The following is an 18,998-nucleotide window of genomic DNA, read 5'->3' on the forward strand; positions in this document are numbered from 1 at the left end:
GGCTTAAACGTGGATATCGAGTAAGCTGCCGATGACTTCGTTGTTTTTATCAACAACGGAAGCACCAATGCGATTGTAGGTTGAAGCTTGGGTGAGATTTACCAAGGGTTCGATTGGGTTAGAAGGCAAATCAGAAGCCTTATTGAACTCAAGTTCGTTGCCTTTTACTAAATCAACTTTATTGAAGGCGAGATCATTTTCTTTTATGAAGTCTTGCTGAATTTCATGCGCAGCACCTTCAGCCATCTTATGCGATAGCTGAATCATATTATATCCGGACTGTATTCCTGATACTGGCATGGTTACTCTCTCACTTGTTATGCTTTTGTTAGCATAGGAAGTGTTGATAATTCGTGCAAGTGCTTTATTTGAACTGTTTGATTACGCAAACAGTTTTGAAAGCATATCACGCTCTTCCGAAGAAAGAAGCGGACTCTCTTTTTTATTAAGGGATAGATTAATTTCACCTTGAAGTGACTTTAACTGAGAAGCCGTCAGTTCATTAATCTTCTTTCTTAATTCATAAAATTCTTGAGTAGTCATCGTGACCTCCCCACATTTCTTGGGTTTCTCCTTCATCAACCCACCTCAGCGACCCTCATGGTCACAATCAAACAGTGTTCTAATATGGTTAGATTAGATTTTGAGTGGTGATTTTTTGTCCGAGAAATGTCAGATGGTGTCAAATGACATGTAAGAATATTCTTATGAATAAGTCTGCTAATCATAAAGGAGTAGAATCATAACCTACTCCTCTGGAACAGTGTTCTTAATCAGTTTACGCGCACGGCAAACTTAGAAGCCAGTGAATGCAACTCGGGTAACATGCGATAGATTAGGTGAAGCTGTTGAAGCACCATTCGTGCAGAATGATCATCTTCATCACGCCACTCATTTAATCGTTGTTCCAAATTCGTGTCATCGATCGAGGACAAATCGCATTCTTCACAGTGTTGATGCAGTTGTCGGTACAGTACGTCTAGGTGCTGGTGAATACAACGGTGTGCATCCAGAACGAGTTGGTGAATTGACTCATCCTCAATCCTTGTCCGGTGTGCGCCCAGTGCTGAAATGTAACTCAACATCGCGTGGTTTAGCGTAAGGAAGCGGAAACTCTCATCCACGGCTGTACGGTACTTACCCGGTTCCGCCAGCATAGTGCTGATGGCTGAAGATAGGTTGGCATCGGTATTGTGCGCCTGACGACGAGCAATTCGATAGCTCAAGTTATCTTTCTTACCAATTCGGTACTGACCGATGATCTGTCCAAGATATTGCTTGTTGGCGTCGATTGCATCCGACATGACTTTATGCAGACGTTTTGATTGCCAATCAGGCAGAATCACCATAACAGCACCAACCGCTAACACACAGCCAATCAAGGTATCTGCAAGGCGAGGGAGCACCACAGCGTAGCCTTCGCCCAATTGGTTAAATAGGAACAGCACGAGTAAGGTGATAAAGCCTGTCGCATAACCATAGTTGTTGATGCGAAACGCAAAGAACATCACGCCGGATATCACAATGAAGACCAACTGGCTTTCTTGGGAAGGAAAGAAGGTGAGCAGTGGTACGCCAATCAACAAGCCCGCTAACGTGCCAATTACGCGCGCAGTAAGCTTCTGTCTTGTCGCACTGTAGTTTGGCTGGCAGACAAACAACGTGGTCAGCAATATCCAGTATCCACGATCAATATCGAACGCTTGAATGATCCCATACCCTGCAGTAAGCGCAATCGACATGCGTAAGGCATGACGAAACAACATTGAATCCTTGTTCAAGTTAGCTGAAATGCGTTGCCACATTGCTTTAAGCGTGTGCGGATTGGTGTCATCCAGCACGTCTTCTTCCAATCGTTCAGCATCTGGGTTGTTGATGTTACTCAACTGCTTTTCTACGGTAGCAAGGTTATTGAACAGGTACGTTAACTGAGCCAATAAGCGCTTCCAGTGACTTTGCTGTTGTTCTTCTAAATAACCCAATGAGTTTTGTAATTCCGCTAATGCCAATATGGATTGATCAGTGTGCGTGTACTCGTTTCCCAACCGAATCGCATGAGCGATATCGCGGCAAGCTTGGGCTTGAGACTCAAGCAAATACTTAAAGCGGAATAAGACGTCAGAGCGTTCGAATTCCGTCGCCAAATCTTGATAGCGATAATGGCTGGAACTCACGCGCTCGTGAATGTCTTGTGCAATAAAGTAGATATTGAGGAAGCGGTCACTCGGACCATCAATATGCCCGCGTTTGGAGCGGCTAAGCAGGGTTGCTTTACAAGCATTCAATGCATTTACGGTGGCTGCGTTTAATCTTGCTGCTTCAATACGCATCGGCTGCGGGGTTAAGTTCGTTACTGGATGAAACAGCTTGGCTTTCGCATCAAGGTAATTGGCGATTTGCAGGAACACAGTTGCCAGACTTTGCTGAACAGGCTGCATTGGCCAAAACATCTGCCAAATCATCGACATAAAGTAATACCACGCAGCGCCCGTTAAAAGCAGCAATGGTTGGAACCAAATATTGGTACTCTCATGTGCCCCAAGCATGGTGTAGATGGCGATCAACAATGAGCCAAATGCAATGCTGGCGTACTTAGGTCCGATTGCTCCTAGCATGATGAAGCCGAACGTCGAGATAAACAGACCGATCGCAAATGCCCATGGCGTATCAAATAAGATCTCTATTGAGAAAGCAGCAACCGCAAAACAGATAAAGGTGAGAAAGAGGGCTTTTATCCTACCTGTAAAGCTGTCATCACTCTCTGCAAGTGCAGCGGCAATGACACCTAGAATCAGGGGCGTGATTAATGTGTTTTGCTGGAAGTACCATGCGGGGATCACGACGCCTAGTAAAGTGATCAGAATAAGAATGCTGTAGTTGAGAGTTTTGTTTGCCCAAAAGAGGCGGAATTTTAAAGCTGCTTGCACGATGCGCCTTTCGTTGCCGGTGGAAAACGAGAGAAGTTTAACAAACTCACTATAGCGCGTTTATGACCTAATTTAATAAAAATCGTCACTTGCTCAGGAAATCAACAGATTTGTCATTGACTTAACGAATCTACACGGATGAAAGAATATACCGTTGTTCACAAATTCAACAGTAATGTGAATTTTAATTAAGAATACAGGCAGAAGGCGATTTGTGCTTCATCCATCGCTACAATTTAGCGGTCTAAAATGATATAAAACGGGAACCTCTATATCAAAAGGCGCACCTTTCATGCAGCTTACTGCCTCTAATAAAGCACAGTTTTTTATTCAAAATGAGTATTACCAAGTCGAAATAAAAGAAAACAGTGTTTTATTAAGCTCAGTGGGTAGTGAAGAACACATCCCGTTTACGATTTGGAATGGCAAAGTTAGCGTGAAACGTGGTCTTCTCTGGAGCTCACTTCAGTTTTTCGCTCATGAGCAAGATGGCAAGCAACAAAGCTGGCTTGTGCAAGGTTTACCTTGGCCGCAATGTCGTAAGTTTGCGGTCGAAGCCGTGCGTCAGTATCAAGATTGGCATAACACCCAATGCCGTAAACTCGCGGAATATCTACCCAAGTGGGAAGATGAGCTGTATCAACTCAAACATCTTCCAGCCTACTTACCTCACTCAAAAGTGCAGTCTTGGGTGACTCAACTGAACGAAGAGCTCATTGAAATCAAAACCAGTTTGGCAGAAGCGAAAATGCGCATGCCTAAACGTATGGCGGAGATTGAACCATGGCTTGCACAAACCTCGCAGACGTTGAGTGAGCGTAACCATGAATGGTTAGAGAACGAACGCCCAAACTGGGAAGTGCTGTTTAGCCGAATTGAATCTTCGCCGCTTAACCTTTCTCAGCAGCATGCGGTGCTCCTTAACGATGACCATAACTTGGTACTAGCCGGAGCTGGTTCAGGTAAAACTAGTGTGCTGACAGCGCGTGTGGCGTACCTTCTACAAAGCCATCAAGCGCAAGCAGAAGAGCTGCTGATGCTGGCCTTTGGTCGTGACGCTGCCAAAGAGATGAAAGAGCGATTGGTCGACAAAGTTGGCTTGGCGGCAGAAAGTGTTCGCGTTAATACATTCCATCAACTTGGTTTGCGCATCCTAAATCAAGTTGAGACTCAACCCGTCGAAATCAGCCCATTAGCGCTCGATGATAATCAGCGCTCAGCCTGGTGTATTGATTGGCTTAAGAAACATTGGATGACGCCAACAAACTTTAAGCGTTGGCAAAAGCATCTAGATAAATGGCCGATTGCGTACTTGAAAGGTGACGATGAGCTCGGCAGTCACTCGGAAAATCCTAAACTGATTGCTTGGTTAGATAACCAATTGTCTCAACTTGCATCGGTTGGTTTAACTAAGAAACAAGTACAAGAAAAGCTCGTTAATCACCAAGACTACACTCGTTTAAACAGTGAGTTGGCACTTTGCTGGCCGTGCTTTAGTGCGTGGCAAAAGATGCTCAAAGAAACCAATCAAGTGGACTTCCCAACCATGATCAGTCGTGCGACCGATTACGTTAAGAAAGGGAAATTCAGTTCACCTTGGCGTTTTATTATGGTGGATGAATACCAAGATATTTCTCCTGATCGCTTGGCGTTGATTGAGGCTCTATGTGAATCCACAGAGAAGCAAGCAGGTGCAACCTTGTTTGCTGTAGGTGATGACTGGCAAGCGATCTACCAATTTGCGGGCGCAGATGTGGATTTGACGACAGGATTCCAAGATAGATTCATTCATTCAACGGTGCATCACTTGGATACGACGTATCGCTTCAACAATCAAATTGGTGATGTAGCAAATACCTTTGTGCAAGAAAACCCGTCGCAATTACCGAAGACACTAAACAGTCACAAACAACGTAAGCAGAAAAGCGTTCACACAGCACCAAGCAACCAAGTTGAGAAGATTCTTGACCAGCTTAACCAACAGGCGAAGAAAACCAAATCTGTGTTGTTGTTAGGACGTAATCATTACCACAAACCAGACTTATACGATGACTGGTTGAAGCGATTCCCGAACTTGGATATTCGCTTTATGACTTGTCACGCGAGTAAGGGTAGAGAAGCAGACTTTGTAATTATCCTATCAGTGGACGAAGGGCAATTCCCTGCGAAGAAAAAACAAGCTCATATTGATGGTGCGCTATGTGAGTCGAAAGACAAGTATCCATACGCAGAAGAACGTCGTTTATTCTATGTGGCAATTACGCGTGCGAAGGAAAAAGTGTGGATCACGCACACGGGAGCTGGGTCCTCATTTGTACAAGAACTGGTAAATGGTGATTATCCCATCGTGACGTCAAGATAAGGTATACCTGTTATCTGATTACAACAAAGGCGATACTCAGTATCGCCTTTGTTTTACTTGTGATGAGTTTTATTTGTGACGAGTCGATCCGCTCAGAGGAATTAAGTGCGCTCTGCTATATATGCGTCGTAGTCTGGCACTTCAATATCAACTTCTTGGTCGATCAGTGGAGAGTTGAATAGGAACTTCGCTGTCGCGCGGTTCGTTGCTACAGGAATGTTCCAAACACTTGCAATACGTAGTAGTGCCTTTACATCTGGGTCATGTGGTACAGCATTTAGCGGATCCCAGAAGAACACAAGAACATCGATATTGCCTTCAGAAATCAGCGCTCCAAGTTGCTGGTCGCCTCCCATTGGACCACTGATCATGCTCTTGATCGCTAAGCCCGTTTCTTTGCTTAGCATGTGACCCGTTGTGCCAGTCGCATACAAGAAATGGCTTTGTAGCTTTTCTTTGTTCTCTTTTACCCAACGAAGCAGTTCAGGTTTGCAATTATCGTGGGCAACCAATGCCACATGTTTGTGCGCAGGCATGGTACGAGTTGTTTTTTGCATCAAGTTATTTCCGTTTTTATGATTTTAAAGTCGTTACGGTTCAATAAAACACACTTTTTGCCTATCAATCAACAGCCTTAACGCTGAATGTCGGCCTATATTCTGACGGAGATAACGATTCTTCAATTGTATCGTCGTGAAGTGTCTTTGGCGTCAATGGTTTGATCTGTGGAGACGCATGTTTTTCATACGGTTGATGACGCAAATAGTGCGTCGCTTGAAGGACAGACAAACGGCCTTGTTCCACCATCTTATCGGTTGGAGCGAATAACACCTTATGACGCAATAGTCCACGATACACACCATGACTGAGATACACGGAAACCAAACCAATGTCCTTGGTTTTGTTTGCACTGCGTAGTTCACTGATCGCGGCTTCGATCGCAACGGCACTACCGACAATGTAGTCGATATCGCCCATATCAATAACACGCTGAACTAGGTTACGCTGTAACTCTTTGTCATTGTCAGCCCAGTAAGAATCCACGATGTGAATATCGCTGTTCTTTATTGCTTCGTAGAAACCTGTGGTAACCGGTTTGGTACCACCACGCGTTCTTGGACCAAGCAGTAGGGCAATATTGGTTTTACCCGAGCCTTTAGGGTGCTTTTCTGCAAGGTATTTGCCGGCTTCATAGCCCATCCAATACCAGTCCACACCAACTACGCCTTTAAGCAGTTTGGTTTGCTCTGCATCAAGGTCGAGTTGATTTACGGTAGCAAATACAGGCGTATTACCAACCCAGTTTCTCAGGTTGTGCTCATAAGCTTGTGGATCAACGGTACCAAGGATAATGGCATCGGCACCCCATTGAGTGCACAAAGCCAATTGTTGCTCTTGGCGCGTTTTATTGGGATAACCGCCTGCCTCAAGTACGCGCAGGTTAACACCCAGTTTTTCCGCTTCGGAAACCATTCCATAGTTTACTGATAGCCAGTATGAATCCTTTAAATGAGGGTAAATGGCACAGATTTTCTCTGCTGCAAAACTCGGCACTGAAGCGAAAAGTGTCATTGCTAGCGCAGATTGTTTGAAAATTGTGCGAAATGAACGCTGATTTATAACCATGAAATGAAGTTCGTTGGCATAGATTAAGTAAACACTGCAAAATATAACGTAATATGTCGCCGAACACGAATATTAAGGTCAGGAAAATATGTTGCTAGCTACCGCAAGCATCGGTCGTAAACTGTTATTGTCCTTCATTGCGATGGCAATGTTGGTGATGTTATCAGCATTAATCGGTGTATCAGGGTTTTCTCTGGTGGCAAAAACGGAAAGGAACGTGGTAGATGCTGCCATACCAGCAATGATTGAAGCTCGACAAGTGTCAGAGCTCAGTACTCGCATCATTTCATCGGTTCAAATGTTGTCCAATGCGCAAAACGAACAAGAGCGTAAAGAGGCGGGGCGCGTCTTATTTGATCAGCTTGAGTCCTTACTTACTCACATCAAAGAGCTGGGTGGAGAGTCTTTTGATTCACAATTGCTAGAGGCATTGGAAAATAACGTCCAGAACGTCATTAACAACCTGGCGGAGTTAGGTGTCACGGTAGAACGCAAGCTTTGGCTAGCGAAAGAGATCGATACGCGTGTAGAAGAAATGCGCTTATTGAGTGAAGAGTTGGAGCAACTTACGCGTACTCAAGTGCAAAACACCAGTACCATTGCCGTTGCGAACGTGACGCATATTTATGATTTGCTTGAATCCAACAAGAAAGATCAAGTGTATCAAGCGCTAGATGCGTTAGTGGAAGTCGACCTAGACCTGACCGAACGACTTCACGAGCTGCATTTACTCGCCTTCAAGATGCTCAACCAAATTGAAGAAGCGCGCACACTGACTAACGTAGACCGCATTCAACAGATCCAAACAGCGTTCGAAGACAACCTAAAAATCATGAAACGCCGAGTGTTAGCGGTAGAAGACCCAACGCGCTCAGAGCAAATGAGCCAACTTCTTACTGAACTGGGTAAACGCCAAGTTGTCTTTACCATTTTGCTTCAACAATATGAGAACAACGAGCAGTCTCAGCAACTAATGCAAAAAACGCTTGAGCTTTTCTCTGAGTTAAACAGCACCGTAAACAAGCTGGTGGATGATTCTAACCAGACTACCCGTATTGCGGTTGAACAACTGACAAGTACCTTGAAATTTGCTCAGTGGTCGCTGACGGTCATTTCGATCATTGGTTTGATCATTGTTGTGCTTATTCTTTGGCGTGTGGTTTACGTGTCGGTCGTGAAGCGCTTGACAGAATACTCTTCGGCGCTGCTTTCTGTTGCGCAGGGCAACCTAGCGGTAGAGCTGGAAGTGAAAGGAAAAGATGAGCTAGCGCATATGGGGCAAGCCATCATTACTGCTCGTAATACGGCGCAAGCCCTCAAGGTGGTTGCTGAGGGCGAAGCGAAAGCCAAGCGTGAATTGGAAGAGCATAAAGAGCACCTCGAAGAGCTGGTTGAGCAACGAACTTCTCAGTTGAAACAAGCAAATCGCCGTTTGAATGAAGAGGTGTTGAACCACGCGAAAGCACGTAAGCAAGCAGAACAAGCCAGCCGAGCGAAGTCTGCCTTCCTTGCTACTATGAGTCATGAGATTCGTACGCCGATGAATGGTGTGCTTGGTACGGCACGTCTGCTGATTGATTCCGGTCTGAACCCAATTCAAAAGCGTTACGCAGAAATCATCAACCGCAGTGGTAAAACGTTGCTGGCGATTTTGAATGACGTTCTGGATTACTCGAAAATCGAAGCCGGACATTTGGAGATCCGCAGTTTAGGTTTCGACTTGCACCAAATGATAGAAGACACATTCCAGTTGATGAACGGCAAAGCGCAAGAGAAAAAACTGCTGTTCTCTTACCATATCGAAAGTGATGTAGGGCGTTACTGGAAAGGGGATGTTACGCGCATCAATCAAGTTCTAAATAACTTAGTGGGTAATGCGATTAAGTTCACCGAACAAGGTGAGATTGACATCTATGTCAGCTTAAACCCAGAAGATGAATCGCAAGTTCTGTTCGAAGTCTCGGATACCGGTATTGGCATTGCAAAGAAAGACCAAAAAACCTTATTCGATGCCTTTACACAAGCTGAAGGCGGTTTGAACCAAACTGGTGGTACCGGGTTAGGTCTTGCTATTAGCCGCCGTATTATTCAAGCAATGGGGGGCCGTTTGGATGTGGATTCGGATGAAGGACATGGTAGCCGTTTCTGGTTCTCCATTCCTTTAGAAGAGAGTGAGCCTGTAGAGACGGTTTCCATCGCGAGCGCTCGTTGTAAAGTGAAAGCGAAAGTTCTGCTAGTAGAAGACAATCCTGTAAACCGTGTTGTGGCGGAAGGTTTCTTAGAGAGCATGGGACACCAAGTTATCATGGCAGAAAATGGCTTAGAGGCGGAGCAGATCATTGACAAGCACGATTTCGACATTGCACTGGTCGATATCAACTTGCCAGATTGTAACGGTGCTGATTTAATCCACCGCCTTAAACGCATAGAGCGCAACAAACCAGCGGATAAAGCACTTGCACCAACGCCAATGGTGGCGGTTTCTGCTCATGTATTTGCTGAAGAAGTGGAAAGCTATTTGGCGGCGGGATTTGATGGCTACTTACCAAAACCTATGGAAAAAGAAGCTCTTGCTGCGCTCATCCAAGATATGTTGGATGGCAAACAGTTGCTGCTTCCTCAAAGCGGGGAATGCATCCCACATGATGAAATAACAACAACGACCGACAACAACGAATCGGCGGTCACAACAGACACGATAGCAGAGGAGCCAGCAATGGTTATCATCAACCCTAATGTGATTCAGTCAGACATGAAGATTTTGGGCAGAGAAAAGATGCTGCACATCATTGATTTGTTCAGACAAACCAGCGCTGATGTACTAAGCCAAATGGAAACGTCTTCAGAAAGCGGTGACAGCCGAGGCGTGAAAGATCTTGCCCACAAATTGAAAGGCAGCGCAGGCAGTTTAGGTCTGACGGCACTAATGAATACATGCCAATGTGTTGAGATTGCCGCTGAGCCATTGGAGGCGTACGCCACACACCAAGGTGCGCTAAAAGAGCAAGTTGATGAGTCGATTCATGCCCTTGATAACCTGATGGCTGAATAAACGTCTATTTTGCTACCTGCTTGAGCCAGAAGGTAAATTCGAGCAAGCAGATCAATGCCGATAAACAAAAACCTCCGGTTTACGCCGGAGGTTTTTTTCTATTCGGTCAGATCATCTTCCCACTCAAACCGAGTGTCTAATGCATAAGGATCATCTTCGAACGGATGCTCCATTCTGCCACGCAAGTATTCGAGTTGGTGCTCAAGCATGTTGACCGTATCGTAATCCCCCTCTGAGCAAGCAACGTAAATCTGTTGCTCGAGAGCGGCAATGTTGTCTCGGATACTCATGAGAACCCCCTTAAATCATCATCGATTCTCAAAACGATTATAGTCAAGTAAACCAAATTCGATCGGTTGATTTGTACGATACCAATCGTGGATACGATCGCTAAACGGCCAGAACTTTTCTGAGCTTCGGCGAATCGCAAAATTATCCAGTAACTTAACGTAATCTGACTCGGATTTTAGAGCACTAAATTGATCGACAAATTCTTTTACCTGATTTTCGTTAATTGAGAAAAACGCAGCTGGGTAACTGCCAACAACACCTCGAACGATGGTCATATCATCATTTGCGAAGTCACGGTTACTTTCTTCATCAAACAAACTAGAAATATTGATATGCGCGTTATTATGCAGCAGGGTAAACAGCTCATCTTGACCGGAATTACTGCGCACCATCAGCATGGTGATTTGCGGCACAGTTTGGAGTCCCTCTCCACGAACTTGGTTGATGCTTGCCAACTGCTGCTCACTCTCCACCGTTAGTGCGGTATCTACAATGTCATAACGTGGTAACAGGATAGGTGAAACCTGCTTGCGCAAGATGTCGAGCAGTTCGGATTTCGGGTCGTCAGTATGGTACACAACGCTAGTCGGTTGGCTAAATGGTGCGACATTACGCTGCAAAAAGTCGCTTAGCTGACGCGGTTGATCTTGGTACCAACTTGAGTGCTCTTGATGACGCATATCGGCAGGCAATAGGGCAATAAAATTACTCTCCCCTTCAAGACGAAGGAAGTCCATGAACATACGAGTGATCAACTGATGACCAAAGTTGCCGTAAACATCAAACCCAGCAACGAGAAGGTAGTGAATTCGCTCAAGTAGGGCATAGTCCAGCACCCAAGCTGTTTTTGGTTGTTCTCCGACTAAACCCTGCACGACAGATGCACTGTCAAAGTGGCGGAATACCGTTAGCGCTGCATTCGGATTGGTGTCGTTACCATCCCAAATCACATCCGTAGAAAGATGCTCGCCGTTTTTGAACCATTTGTTGATGAAGTCTGATTTAGCCTCTAGGTAACGAGCTTGCTGGCGTGAGTACTTCACCCAGTTTGTTACTGGTACGGTATTGCTTTCTAACTCGCCCGGAAGCTTCAAATTGTCTGCTTGGGAACGATAAAACTCGTTCACCTCGGGAATATCCGCTTTGTCTGGATCGAGGAAGAACACCCAGAAACGGTCGTTAATTACATTCAATGCTAATTGACCGCGACACACTGGGCCTTTGATGTAAGCCATAATGGTGTTTTGTGCATTATCCAGCATGAACTTGAAGCGAGATTTCACTGGTAGGTCAATGAATGCAGTCATCGGGTTAGCAGCGACTTCTGGCTCGTAGCTTGGCAGTTGTGCCACTTTGTAATCGGCATCAATGAACCACTTTTTCCAGTTATCAATGCGTTGTTTATTCAAGGCAAACGGCATGTGGGTCTTATCCACGATAGTGCCTTGCTCTGGAATAATACGGTAGTAAACGCGTTCCACTTTGGGGTCATCATATGGACGACGTGTGGTAATGCGTTTTACAGGCTCGCCGGGAGGCGTCGCAGAGCGAACTAATATAAAGAATCGAGGTTGTTCTCCATCTAATTCAGAGAAATATAGGTGAGATAAGAACAGATGTTCGTAAATGTAACGAGCAGCAAGTTGATTCTTACGAGAGCCCTTGTTGAGTAACGCTTCGTACTTGTCTACTTCTGTTTGTTGTTGCTCGGTTAACGGTACATGTGCGTTCATGATCGCGCCGTTCTTTAACCAAAGCATCAATGTTTGATACTCCGCTGAAGTTAAGTTCGGCATACCAAAAGGCATTCCCCATGTTGGGTTGTCTTGCTCATATTGCGCGTATTCTTCAATGGTCGGACAGGTTTGTTCACGATCGATAGAAAAATCGAAGCCTTCTAGCTGAACTTGGTCGGGAAGAGGGTGACGTTCCTTTTGTTGCAGCATTCGTGCAATTAGACCTGCATCCATGTTAGCCGCCATGCTCTGCTCACGTTCGTTAAGCACAGGATGGAAGCCAGCGTCACGCCACTCCTGAGTGGTTTGTGCATCTTCAAATAGACGAGTTGGGGCAGCGGCAGTGAGGCGAGTGCCTTCATATACTAAAGCTTTGCTTGCTCCGCGGTCTATGCCTTCTACGGAAGAAAGTTTGAGCTGACAAGGGGCATCGTAGCAGGCATGGCAAACCACACAGCGATTATCAACAATAGGTTTGACGTCATGTTGAAAGAAATCCGCTTGTGGCGTATCAATCGTTGCGGTTCGCTCGCGAACTTGCTCAGGACCAAACAGTTTATCGTAGTTTAGTCCTGCATAGGTCGCACAACCCGCAAATAGAGTGGCAATAGACAGTGTAAAAATTAAACGTAAATTCATTGAGTTATTTTGAGTAAATTGAATTTGCGTTAATTAAAGCAAAATACGCCGCTAAATACCAAAAATCGGAGCAATTCGCCCCGATTTCTGAGTTGTTATCGTTAGCTCAATGGCAATGTACTCACTCGAACCTAGAACGCGTAAGTGACGTTAAATCGGAAGTCTCGACCAGGGCTCGCATACCCTTGTGCTACTGGGCTTCCGATGTATGCCATGTATGAGGCATGGTCGAAGTAGTACTTATCAAAGACGTTCTTCACCGATAGGGTTAAGGAAAGTTCTTCATCAGCTAATGGCATCCAGTATGCGTAAACGTCATGCACACCATAGCCTGGCTTTTCTGGATGGACGGTTGGATCCGCTACATCGGTCAAGCGTTCAACAAATCGAGCATTCCAACCAAACTCAAGGTTTTCCATTGGTTGGTAGATAAGATCAAGTACCCAAGTATCACCAATCGATGTTCCCAATGTGGAATCTTCATCAGAAAGCGGTGTGCCGTTTAGCTCTGGACGGGATTGGTTGTAACTCAATCGAGCTGATACGTCAGCAATTGCATAGCCTAAGTAAGCGGTAACACCTTGGTTATCTAAATCGCCCACGTTGGTGTAAACCGCGCCTTGGTTTGTTACCACGTCTTTGATTGTGCTATCGAAGAAGGTGACGCCAGCAAAGAAATCATCGTATTGGTAATTTGCCCCTAGCTCTAAGTTGCGTGCTTCCTCAGGCTTACGATTTGGGTCATTTTCGCGGTAATCGATAACAAACAGTTCTTTGATTTGTTGACCACGGAACGCTTCCGCATAACTAGCAAATAGGTTCAAGCCTTCCAACGCATTGTAATTAATACCTACGTTAGGGCTAAAACCGTTTGAGTCGAAGTCTTGGTCCTTGTTATCGGTTAACTCGTACCAATCGTAACGAGCACCAGCGGTTAGAATGATGGTTTCTGTTAACATCCAATCATCTTGGACAATCAGACCATAGACTGTGCCTTTTTCTTCATCATCCTTTTTACCATCGTAGTTGGTTTCAAATTCCGATTTGTCTTTCTTGTAATCCAAGCCATAGACCAAAGTGTGGTCAGTCAATTTACTCGTGTTGAATATCTTTATACCAGTAGTCTGGGTCGAACCATCACTGGTGCCCCAGCGGGGGTGATCTTTATGAGCTAAGCGACTATCGGTGTAGTAGAGCGTGGTGTCTAAATTAAACGATTCGCTTGCTGCGTATTTGTGATTCAGAGTAAAAGTAGAACGATCGGTTTCTTGATCGAGAGGCGCATTTTTAAAGCTTGGCTGGAAGTGAGGGCGATTTAAACGTCGACCATCATCATTGCGGTAATCGTAACTGATAGATAAGTAATGTTCGTCATTCAACTGACCAGAAAGCTTTAGAAGCGCAATTTGTTGCTCTAACGCTGTGTAGGGTTGTTCCTGACCTTTACCGTCTTCGATGTTATCGCCGTCGACGTAACCAAATGAAGCCAGAAGACCAAGCTGATCAGCGACTTCTCCGTATAAACTTGCTGAAACCTTGTAACCCTCATTATTGGTGTAATAACCGCCTTTTAGCATCGCACCATAGGTTTCACCTGCGGCAAGGAGATCGTGTGCATCTTTAGTGGTGAACTTAATCGCGCCACCGAGTGCACCTGGTCCGTCTGTTGCACGACCTGTACCTGCACTCACATCAACTTGCTTGAGAAGTTCAGGTTCAATAGAGAGTCGACCTTGATGGTGGAATAGGTTACCGGATTGCTCCGCACCGTCGATAGATACATTCAACATGGTATCTTCCAGACCACGGACATAGACCTTTTGAGAAACGCCAGAAGAGCCACCGACGCTAACTTCTGCATCTTTACGGAAAATGTCGTTCAAGTCTTGCGCTTGGGATTTAGCGAGCTGATCGGAATCGATTGTGATATCGACGCCTTCAGGCGTATGCCCAGTAACTTCGACAATTTCGATGTCATCCTTGGCGTATGTCGCTTGTGATGCAACCAAAAGCGCGATGGTAAGTGGGCTTAGCTTAAATACGGTTGAAGCAGACACCGTAACCTCCATTGTTAATGAGAATTATTATCGAGTGAGATTTTGGTGATTCTTACACTCTGAGTAAACGACTTTTACAACTGTTACAATCCTTGCAGTGAGCTGGAGTTAGCGTCGTTTAGGTAATGAAATATCCATCGTCAATCCCTTTGGTTTTGCGTTGTAAGCGGTGATCTTGCCGCCTACTGCTTCGATGTGGCGCTTGGCGAGCGCAAGACCTACACCAAAGCCTTTTCGGGATGTAACTTGGTTATTTGCTTTAAAGAAGGGTTTGAAGATTTGTCGATACAGACTAGGGTCGATACCCGGACCTGAATCAGTAATCAAGATTTGATAATGATTGGATTTGGTGAGAACACGAATGTCTAACGTTTCTTTTGTTTGCGTGTATCGCAGACCGTTACGAATGATGTTCTCCAAAGATTGGCTGAGCGCCATTTGGTTCGAATCTTGTAGAGGAAGAGAATGATCTTGCAGCAATGAAACCTGTTTATCCGGGTATTCAAAACGCGCATCTTCTACGATGATTTCAATTAGCTCGGCGAGATCAAACGACTCGGTTCTTAAGTTTGGTTGCTCATTTTCAATCCACGCAAGGGTCAGTGTGTCTTCGGCGGTCGCTCGCATTTTTTGAGTATCGCTTTTGATTCGTTCTAGCATTTGCTCGCGTTCGATATTTTTATTTACGCAGTCAATTGCCATCTCAATTCGAGCGAGTGGGGTACGTATCTCATGTGACATGTCCGCAATAAGGTTGCGGTTGTGCTGAATTACATCTGACGTTCGTTCCGCCATTTTGTCGAAAGTACGAGCGACTTGGCTAATCTCGTCGCTGCCTAGTTTCATGGTATGCCCAATACGAGCAGAGTAATCGCCCTGACTGAAGGCTTGGCTGGCACGATGAAACTGCTGTAAGGGGCGCATAACATAGCGGTACAAATACACAGTAAGTGCTAGTAGAGAAAGAAAGGGAATCACAAAGCGAAACAACCAAAACGCGTGAGACATGTAGGTTCCCGGTCGCATTCGATCTGGTAGCAGAATCAAAAAATGGTATCCGAATGGAGAGAGTGGGACTTCCATAATTGGGTTGTCTGGGAAATCGAGGTGAATCTTCCACTCTACACTTCGACCAATTCCATAACCTTGCCAAAAACGTTGGTTGAGCGGGTTCCCTCCTTTTACGTCAAGATGGGATTGCAACACGGTTGCCCAAGTTGATTCTTTGATAGCAAGCTCTTCCAGCCAAACATCAAGTCCGTGCCAATCTTGTTGGTCAATGAAGGTTTGTGCGGTATTGCCCCAATCTAAAATTTGTTGACGATGAGACTTCTTTAAATAGCTCATTTTCTCGTTAGAGAGGATGGCAGCACTATGAATCAGAGAGAAAAAGATCACCACTCCAAGGGATAAGACGATAAATAGCCGCCAAAACAGCATTTTTTTCATTTAAAAATGTATCCCTTGCCATGAACGGTTTGGATGCGGTCGTTAGACATTCCCTCTGCGATGAGGCGCTTGCGTACTCGGCTTAAGTGCATATCAAGAGCACGGTCGTATTGACTGAACTGACGCTCTAGAACGGTCTGATAGAGAAAGGGTTTACTTAACACTTCACCGCGATGTTCGATTAAAGTCCAAAGTAACTTGAACTGAATCGGTGTGAGTTGAACAGGTTCCATTTCTGGGCGGTGATGAAGCGTAACGGAATGCGTCTGCTTACTGAGAAGAAGCTCTCTATCAGTGAGTTTTGTGGCAGAGTTAGGTTGTTGAATCAGTTGGGTTCGGCGCAGTATCGCTTCAACACGTAAGCTAACCTCGGTGAAGTTACAGGGTTTAGTAATGTAATCATCAGCACCACATTTAAGACCTTGAATCCGATATTCTTCCGCACCGTAAGCGGTGAGCATGACAACGGGGGTTTGCGACTGAGATCGAATCACATTGAGCACTTCAAATCCATCAAGGTTAGGTAGGTTCACATCTAAAATCACCAAGTCGAACGTTTGTTGATGAAATGCGCTTACTCCATCGTCACCACTGTACATAGAACTCACGCTGTAACCTTGCTCTTTGAGTAGTTCTGTGAGTTGAAGGTTGAGGTCGAGATCATCTTCAACTAACAAAATAGAAGGAGCAGTTGAGGGAGCACTAGAAGACCAGTTTTGATGAGAAGTGCTAGTGGCTGACGTTGGACTGAACATGTTGATGCATTACTCATTACTTGATAATGCGAACTATTATCAAAAATCAACTGGTGAAAATCAATGTGCTGAATGAGAAAGCTATCAGTTATTAGTAATAGAGCGTCAAAGTGCGACCTAATTAGAAGTTTCGTTATCTGAGAGGGAGGTGATGCGAACGTGTGATATAGGGCGGTCAATTATTAAAGAACAAGCGACCAACGGCTAAAAGTGAAAAAAGAAAACCCACCAGGCTGGCGGGTTTTTTCGGTAGTAGCAAAAGAAACTATTTCATTTTCTTAACTTCTTGCTGCAGTTGTTCTAGCTGTTTCATTTTCCCTTGTAGACCAAGAGATTGGTAGCTAATTGATGCAGGGTTCATCATTTGACCTTGCTGCATTGGGTAATCCGGTAGTGTCTTGAAGAACTCACCTAGCACGTCTTGGATAGGTACGAACAACCACATGTTGTCAGCCATCCAGCGCAGGTACATACCAGACTCGTGAGGCGCTTTCTCGAATGGGTCAGCACGTAGGTGGATGATCTTCGGCCAGTTTGGTGCGAAGCGTACAGCGTCCGTAATGTTACCTTCTAGTGTTGCGAAATGCAGTTTCCAATCGTTCCAGCGAACTGCGTTTAGCTCACCGTTTGCTGTGAAGTACAGTAGTGATTCACGCGGACCTTTCTCTTCTTTACCTTGGAAGTAAGGCATGAAGTTGTAGCCATCAATATGTACGCGCCAGTCTTTGCCATTTGCTTTGTAGCCTTTAGCCAGTTTCTCTTTCACGTCAGGAACGCCTGCTGCTGCCATCAGTGTTGGTAACCAGTCTTGGTGCGCCATCATTTCGTTGATCTTAGTACCTGGTTCGATTACGCCAGGCCAACGAACGAGCTGAGGAACACGCATACCGCCTTCCCATGTCGTGCCTTTTTCACCGTGGAATGGTGTTGCACCACCGTCAGGCCACGATACAGTCTCTGCACCGTTATCGGTTGAGTAGATAACGATGGTGTTGTCTGCGACGCCTAGCTCATCCAATTTGTCCAGTAGAATACCCACTTGATCATCATGCTCTAACATGCCGTCGGCGTAGATACTGATGCCAGATTTACCTTGGTATTTCTCTTGAAGGCGAGTCCATACGTGCATGCGTGTTGTGTTATGCCAGATGAAGAAAGGCTTGTCCGCTTTTACGGCTTTTTCCATGAACGCCAATGACGTTTCTAGGAATTCTTCATCGGCATGTTCCATACGCTTACGCGTCATAGGACCTGTGTCTTCGATCTTACCGTCAGCAAATGATTTGATTACACCACGAGGACCGTAGTTTTTACGGAATTCAGGGTCTTTCGGGTAGTAATATGTTTCTGGCTCTTCTTCAGCGTTTAGGTGGTAAAGGTTACCAAAGAACTCATCGAAACCATGGTTAGTTGGCAAGTGTTGGTCTTGGTCACCCAAGTGGTTCTTACCGAACTGAGCCGTCATGTAGCCTTGCTCTTTTAGCAAGTCTGCAATGGTCGGTGCCCAATCAGGGATACCGTGAGTTGAGCCTGGCATACCAATTGTAAGCAAGCCAGTACGGAACGGTTCTTGGCCTGTGATGAATGCTGCACGGCCTGCAGTACAAGATTGCTGACCGTAGTGATCAGTAAATAGTGCACCTTCGTTTGCGATACGGTCGATATTCGGGGTTTCGTAACCCATCATACCTTGGTTGTATGCACTGATGTTCCAGTAACCAACATCATCACCAAAAATCGCTAGGATATTCGGTTTGTCTGCCGCCACTGCTGCGCTTGAGGTTGCCAGTACGCCGAGACCGACAGCCAGCTTGCTCATTTGGTTAGCCATAAAAACTCCAAATTGGTTGAAAGTTGGAAGAGAAGCGTAGGAACCGCCTACGCTTCGTTGGCTATTAAGTTAATGATGCAATTGAAGAATGTCGCTTTATAGTGTTTATAACCATAAGTTATGCAGACGCGTAACTCTTTGTTTTCTTGGTTTAATATTCAAACCTTACCTTTTGTATGGAAAACTGAAGCGAGACTTGGGTCACGTTAATTTCCCTTTGGTTTAGAGCTTATAAGACCTTAGTTTTAACTTAATTTTAATTATGCTATTGGA

Annotated in this window: 13 protein-coding genes; 2 read left to right on the forward strand and 11 right to left on the reverse strand. The window is 45.2% G+C overall.

The genetic code is table 11. From position 1 onward, the window contains the following. Positions 1 to 3: 3 nt before the first annotated feature. From J4N44_RS20455 to yccS, 3 genes are all read right to left on the reverse strand, one after another. A complete protein-coding gene (locus tag J4N44_RS20455) occupies positions 4 to 267 on the reverse strand; it encodes a hypothetical protein (protein WP_005447226.1) in 264 nt (87 codons plus the stop codon). 114 nt (positions 268 to 381) lie between these two features. Then, positions 382 to 543: a hypothetical protein gene (locus tag J4N44_RS20460; RefSeq protein WP_009697258.1), complete on the reverse strand. Its 162-nt coding sequence runs from the start codon at positions 541 to 543 to the stop codon at positions 382 to 384. A 230-nt stretch (positions 544 to 773) separates the two neighbouring features. Further along, complete coding sequence (yccS, locus tag J4N44_RS20465; RefSeq protein WP_252045677.1) at positions 774 to 2,927, reverse strand: YccS family putative transporter; 2,154 nt, start codon at positions 2,925 to 2,927, stop codon at positions 774 to 776. A 292-nt stretch (positions 2,928 to 3,219) separates the two neighbouring features. Between yccS and helD the strand changes: the two genes are divergently transcribed. Next, positions 3,220 to 5,289, forward strand: coding sequence for a DNA helicase IV (helD, locus tag J4N44_RS20470; RefSeq protein ID WP_009697256.1), 2,070 nt, complete (start codon positions 3,220 to 3,222; stop codon positions 5,287 to 5,289). Positions 5,290 to 5,390: 101 nt separating this feature from the next. Here helD and J4N44_RS20475 read toward each other — a convergent pair whose 3' ends face one another. Together J4N44_RS20475 and torT are read right to left on the reverse strand one after the other, a co-directional pair. Next, positions 5,391 to 5,846 (reverse strand): methylglyoxal synthase, encoded by a 456-nt coding sequence (locus J4N44_RS20475; RefSeq protein ID WP_005447220.1) that lies wholly within the window; start codon positions 5,844 to 5,846, stop codon positions 5,391 to 5,393. Between the two features lie 64 nt (positions 5,847 to 5,910). Further along, positions 5,911 to 6,960, reverse strand: coding sequence for a TMAO reductase system periplasmic protein TorT (torT, locus tag J4N44_RS20480; protein WP_080573709.1), 1,050 nt, complete (start codon positions 6,958 to 6,960; stop codon positions 5,911 to 5,913). A gap of 43 nt (positions 6,961 to 7,003) precedes the next feature. On the opposite strand from torT, the gene torS reads away from it, so the two are divergent. Next, complete coding sequence (torS, locus tag J4N44_RS20485; RefSeq protein WP_009697255.1) at positions 7,004 to 9,967, forward strand: TMAO reductase system sensor histidine kinase/response regulator TorS; 2,964 nt, start codon at positions 7,004 to 7,006, stop codon at positions 9,965 to 9,967. 98 nt (positions 9,968 to 10,065) lie between these two features. Here the strand turns inward: torS and J4N44_RS20490 are convergent, their stop codons facing one another. From J4N44_RS20490 to J4N44_RS20515, 6 genes are all read right to left on the reverse strand, one after another. After that, positions 10,066 to 10,257 (reverse strand): hypothetical protein, encoded by a 192-nt coding sequence (locus J4N44_RS20490; RefSeq protein ID WP_005447215.1) that lies wholly within the window; start codon positions 10,255 to 10,257, stop codon positions 10,066 to 10,068. A gap of 18 nt (positions 10,258 to 10,275) precedes the next feature. Then, positions 10,276 to 12,633: a fatty acid cis/trans isomerase gene (locus J4N44_RS20495; protein WP_017819210.1), complete on the reverse strand. Its 2,358-nt coding sequence runs from the start codon at positions 12,631 to 12,633 to the stop codon at positions 10,276 to 10,278. A gap of 131 nt (positions 12,634 to 12,764) precedes the next feature. Then, positions 12,765 to 14,690, reverse strand: a complete 1,926-nt coding sequence (locus J4N44_RS20500) for a TonB-dependent receptor domain-containing protein (RefSeq protein ID WP_252045678.1) — start codon at positions 14,688 to 14,690, stop codon at positions 12,765 to 12,767. A gap of 108 nt (positions 14,691 to 14,798) precedes the next feature. Then, complete coding sequence (locus J4N44_RS20505; protein ID WP_252045679.1) at positions 14,799 to 16,139, reverse strand: sensor histidine kinase; 1,341 nt, start codon at positions 16,137 to 16,139, stop codon at positions 14,799 to 14,801. Next, positions 16,136 to 16,894: a response regulator transcription factor gene (locus J4N44_RS20510; RefSeq protein WP_252045680.1), complete on the reverse strand. Its 759-nt coding sequence runs from the start codon at positions 16,892 to 16,894 to the stop codon at positions 16,136 to 16,138. Before J4N44_RS20510 ends, J4N44_RS20505 begins: the two co-directional genes overlap by 4 nt. A 265-nt stretch (positions 16,895 to 17,159) precedes the next feature. Beyond that, entirely contained in the window at positions 17,160 to 18,725 is a 1,566-nt protein-coding gene (locus tag J4N44_RS20515) for an arylsulfatase (RefSeq protein ID WP_005447193.1), read from the reverse strand. Positions 18,726 to 18,998: the final 273 nt, after the last annotated feature.

The organism is Vibrio sp. SCSIO 43155, from assembly GCF_023716605.1.
Taxonomy (GTDB): Bacteria; Pseudomonadota; Gammaproteobacteria; order Enterobacterales; family Vibrionaceae; genus Vibrio; species Vibrio harveyi.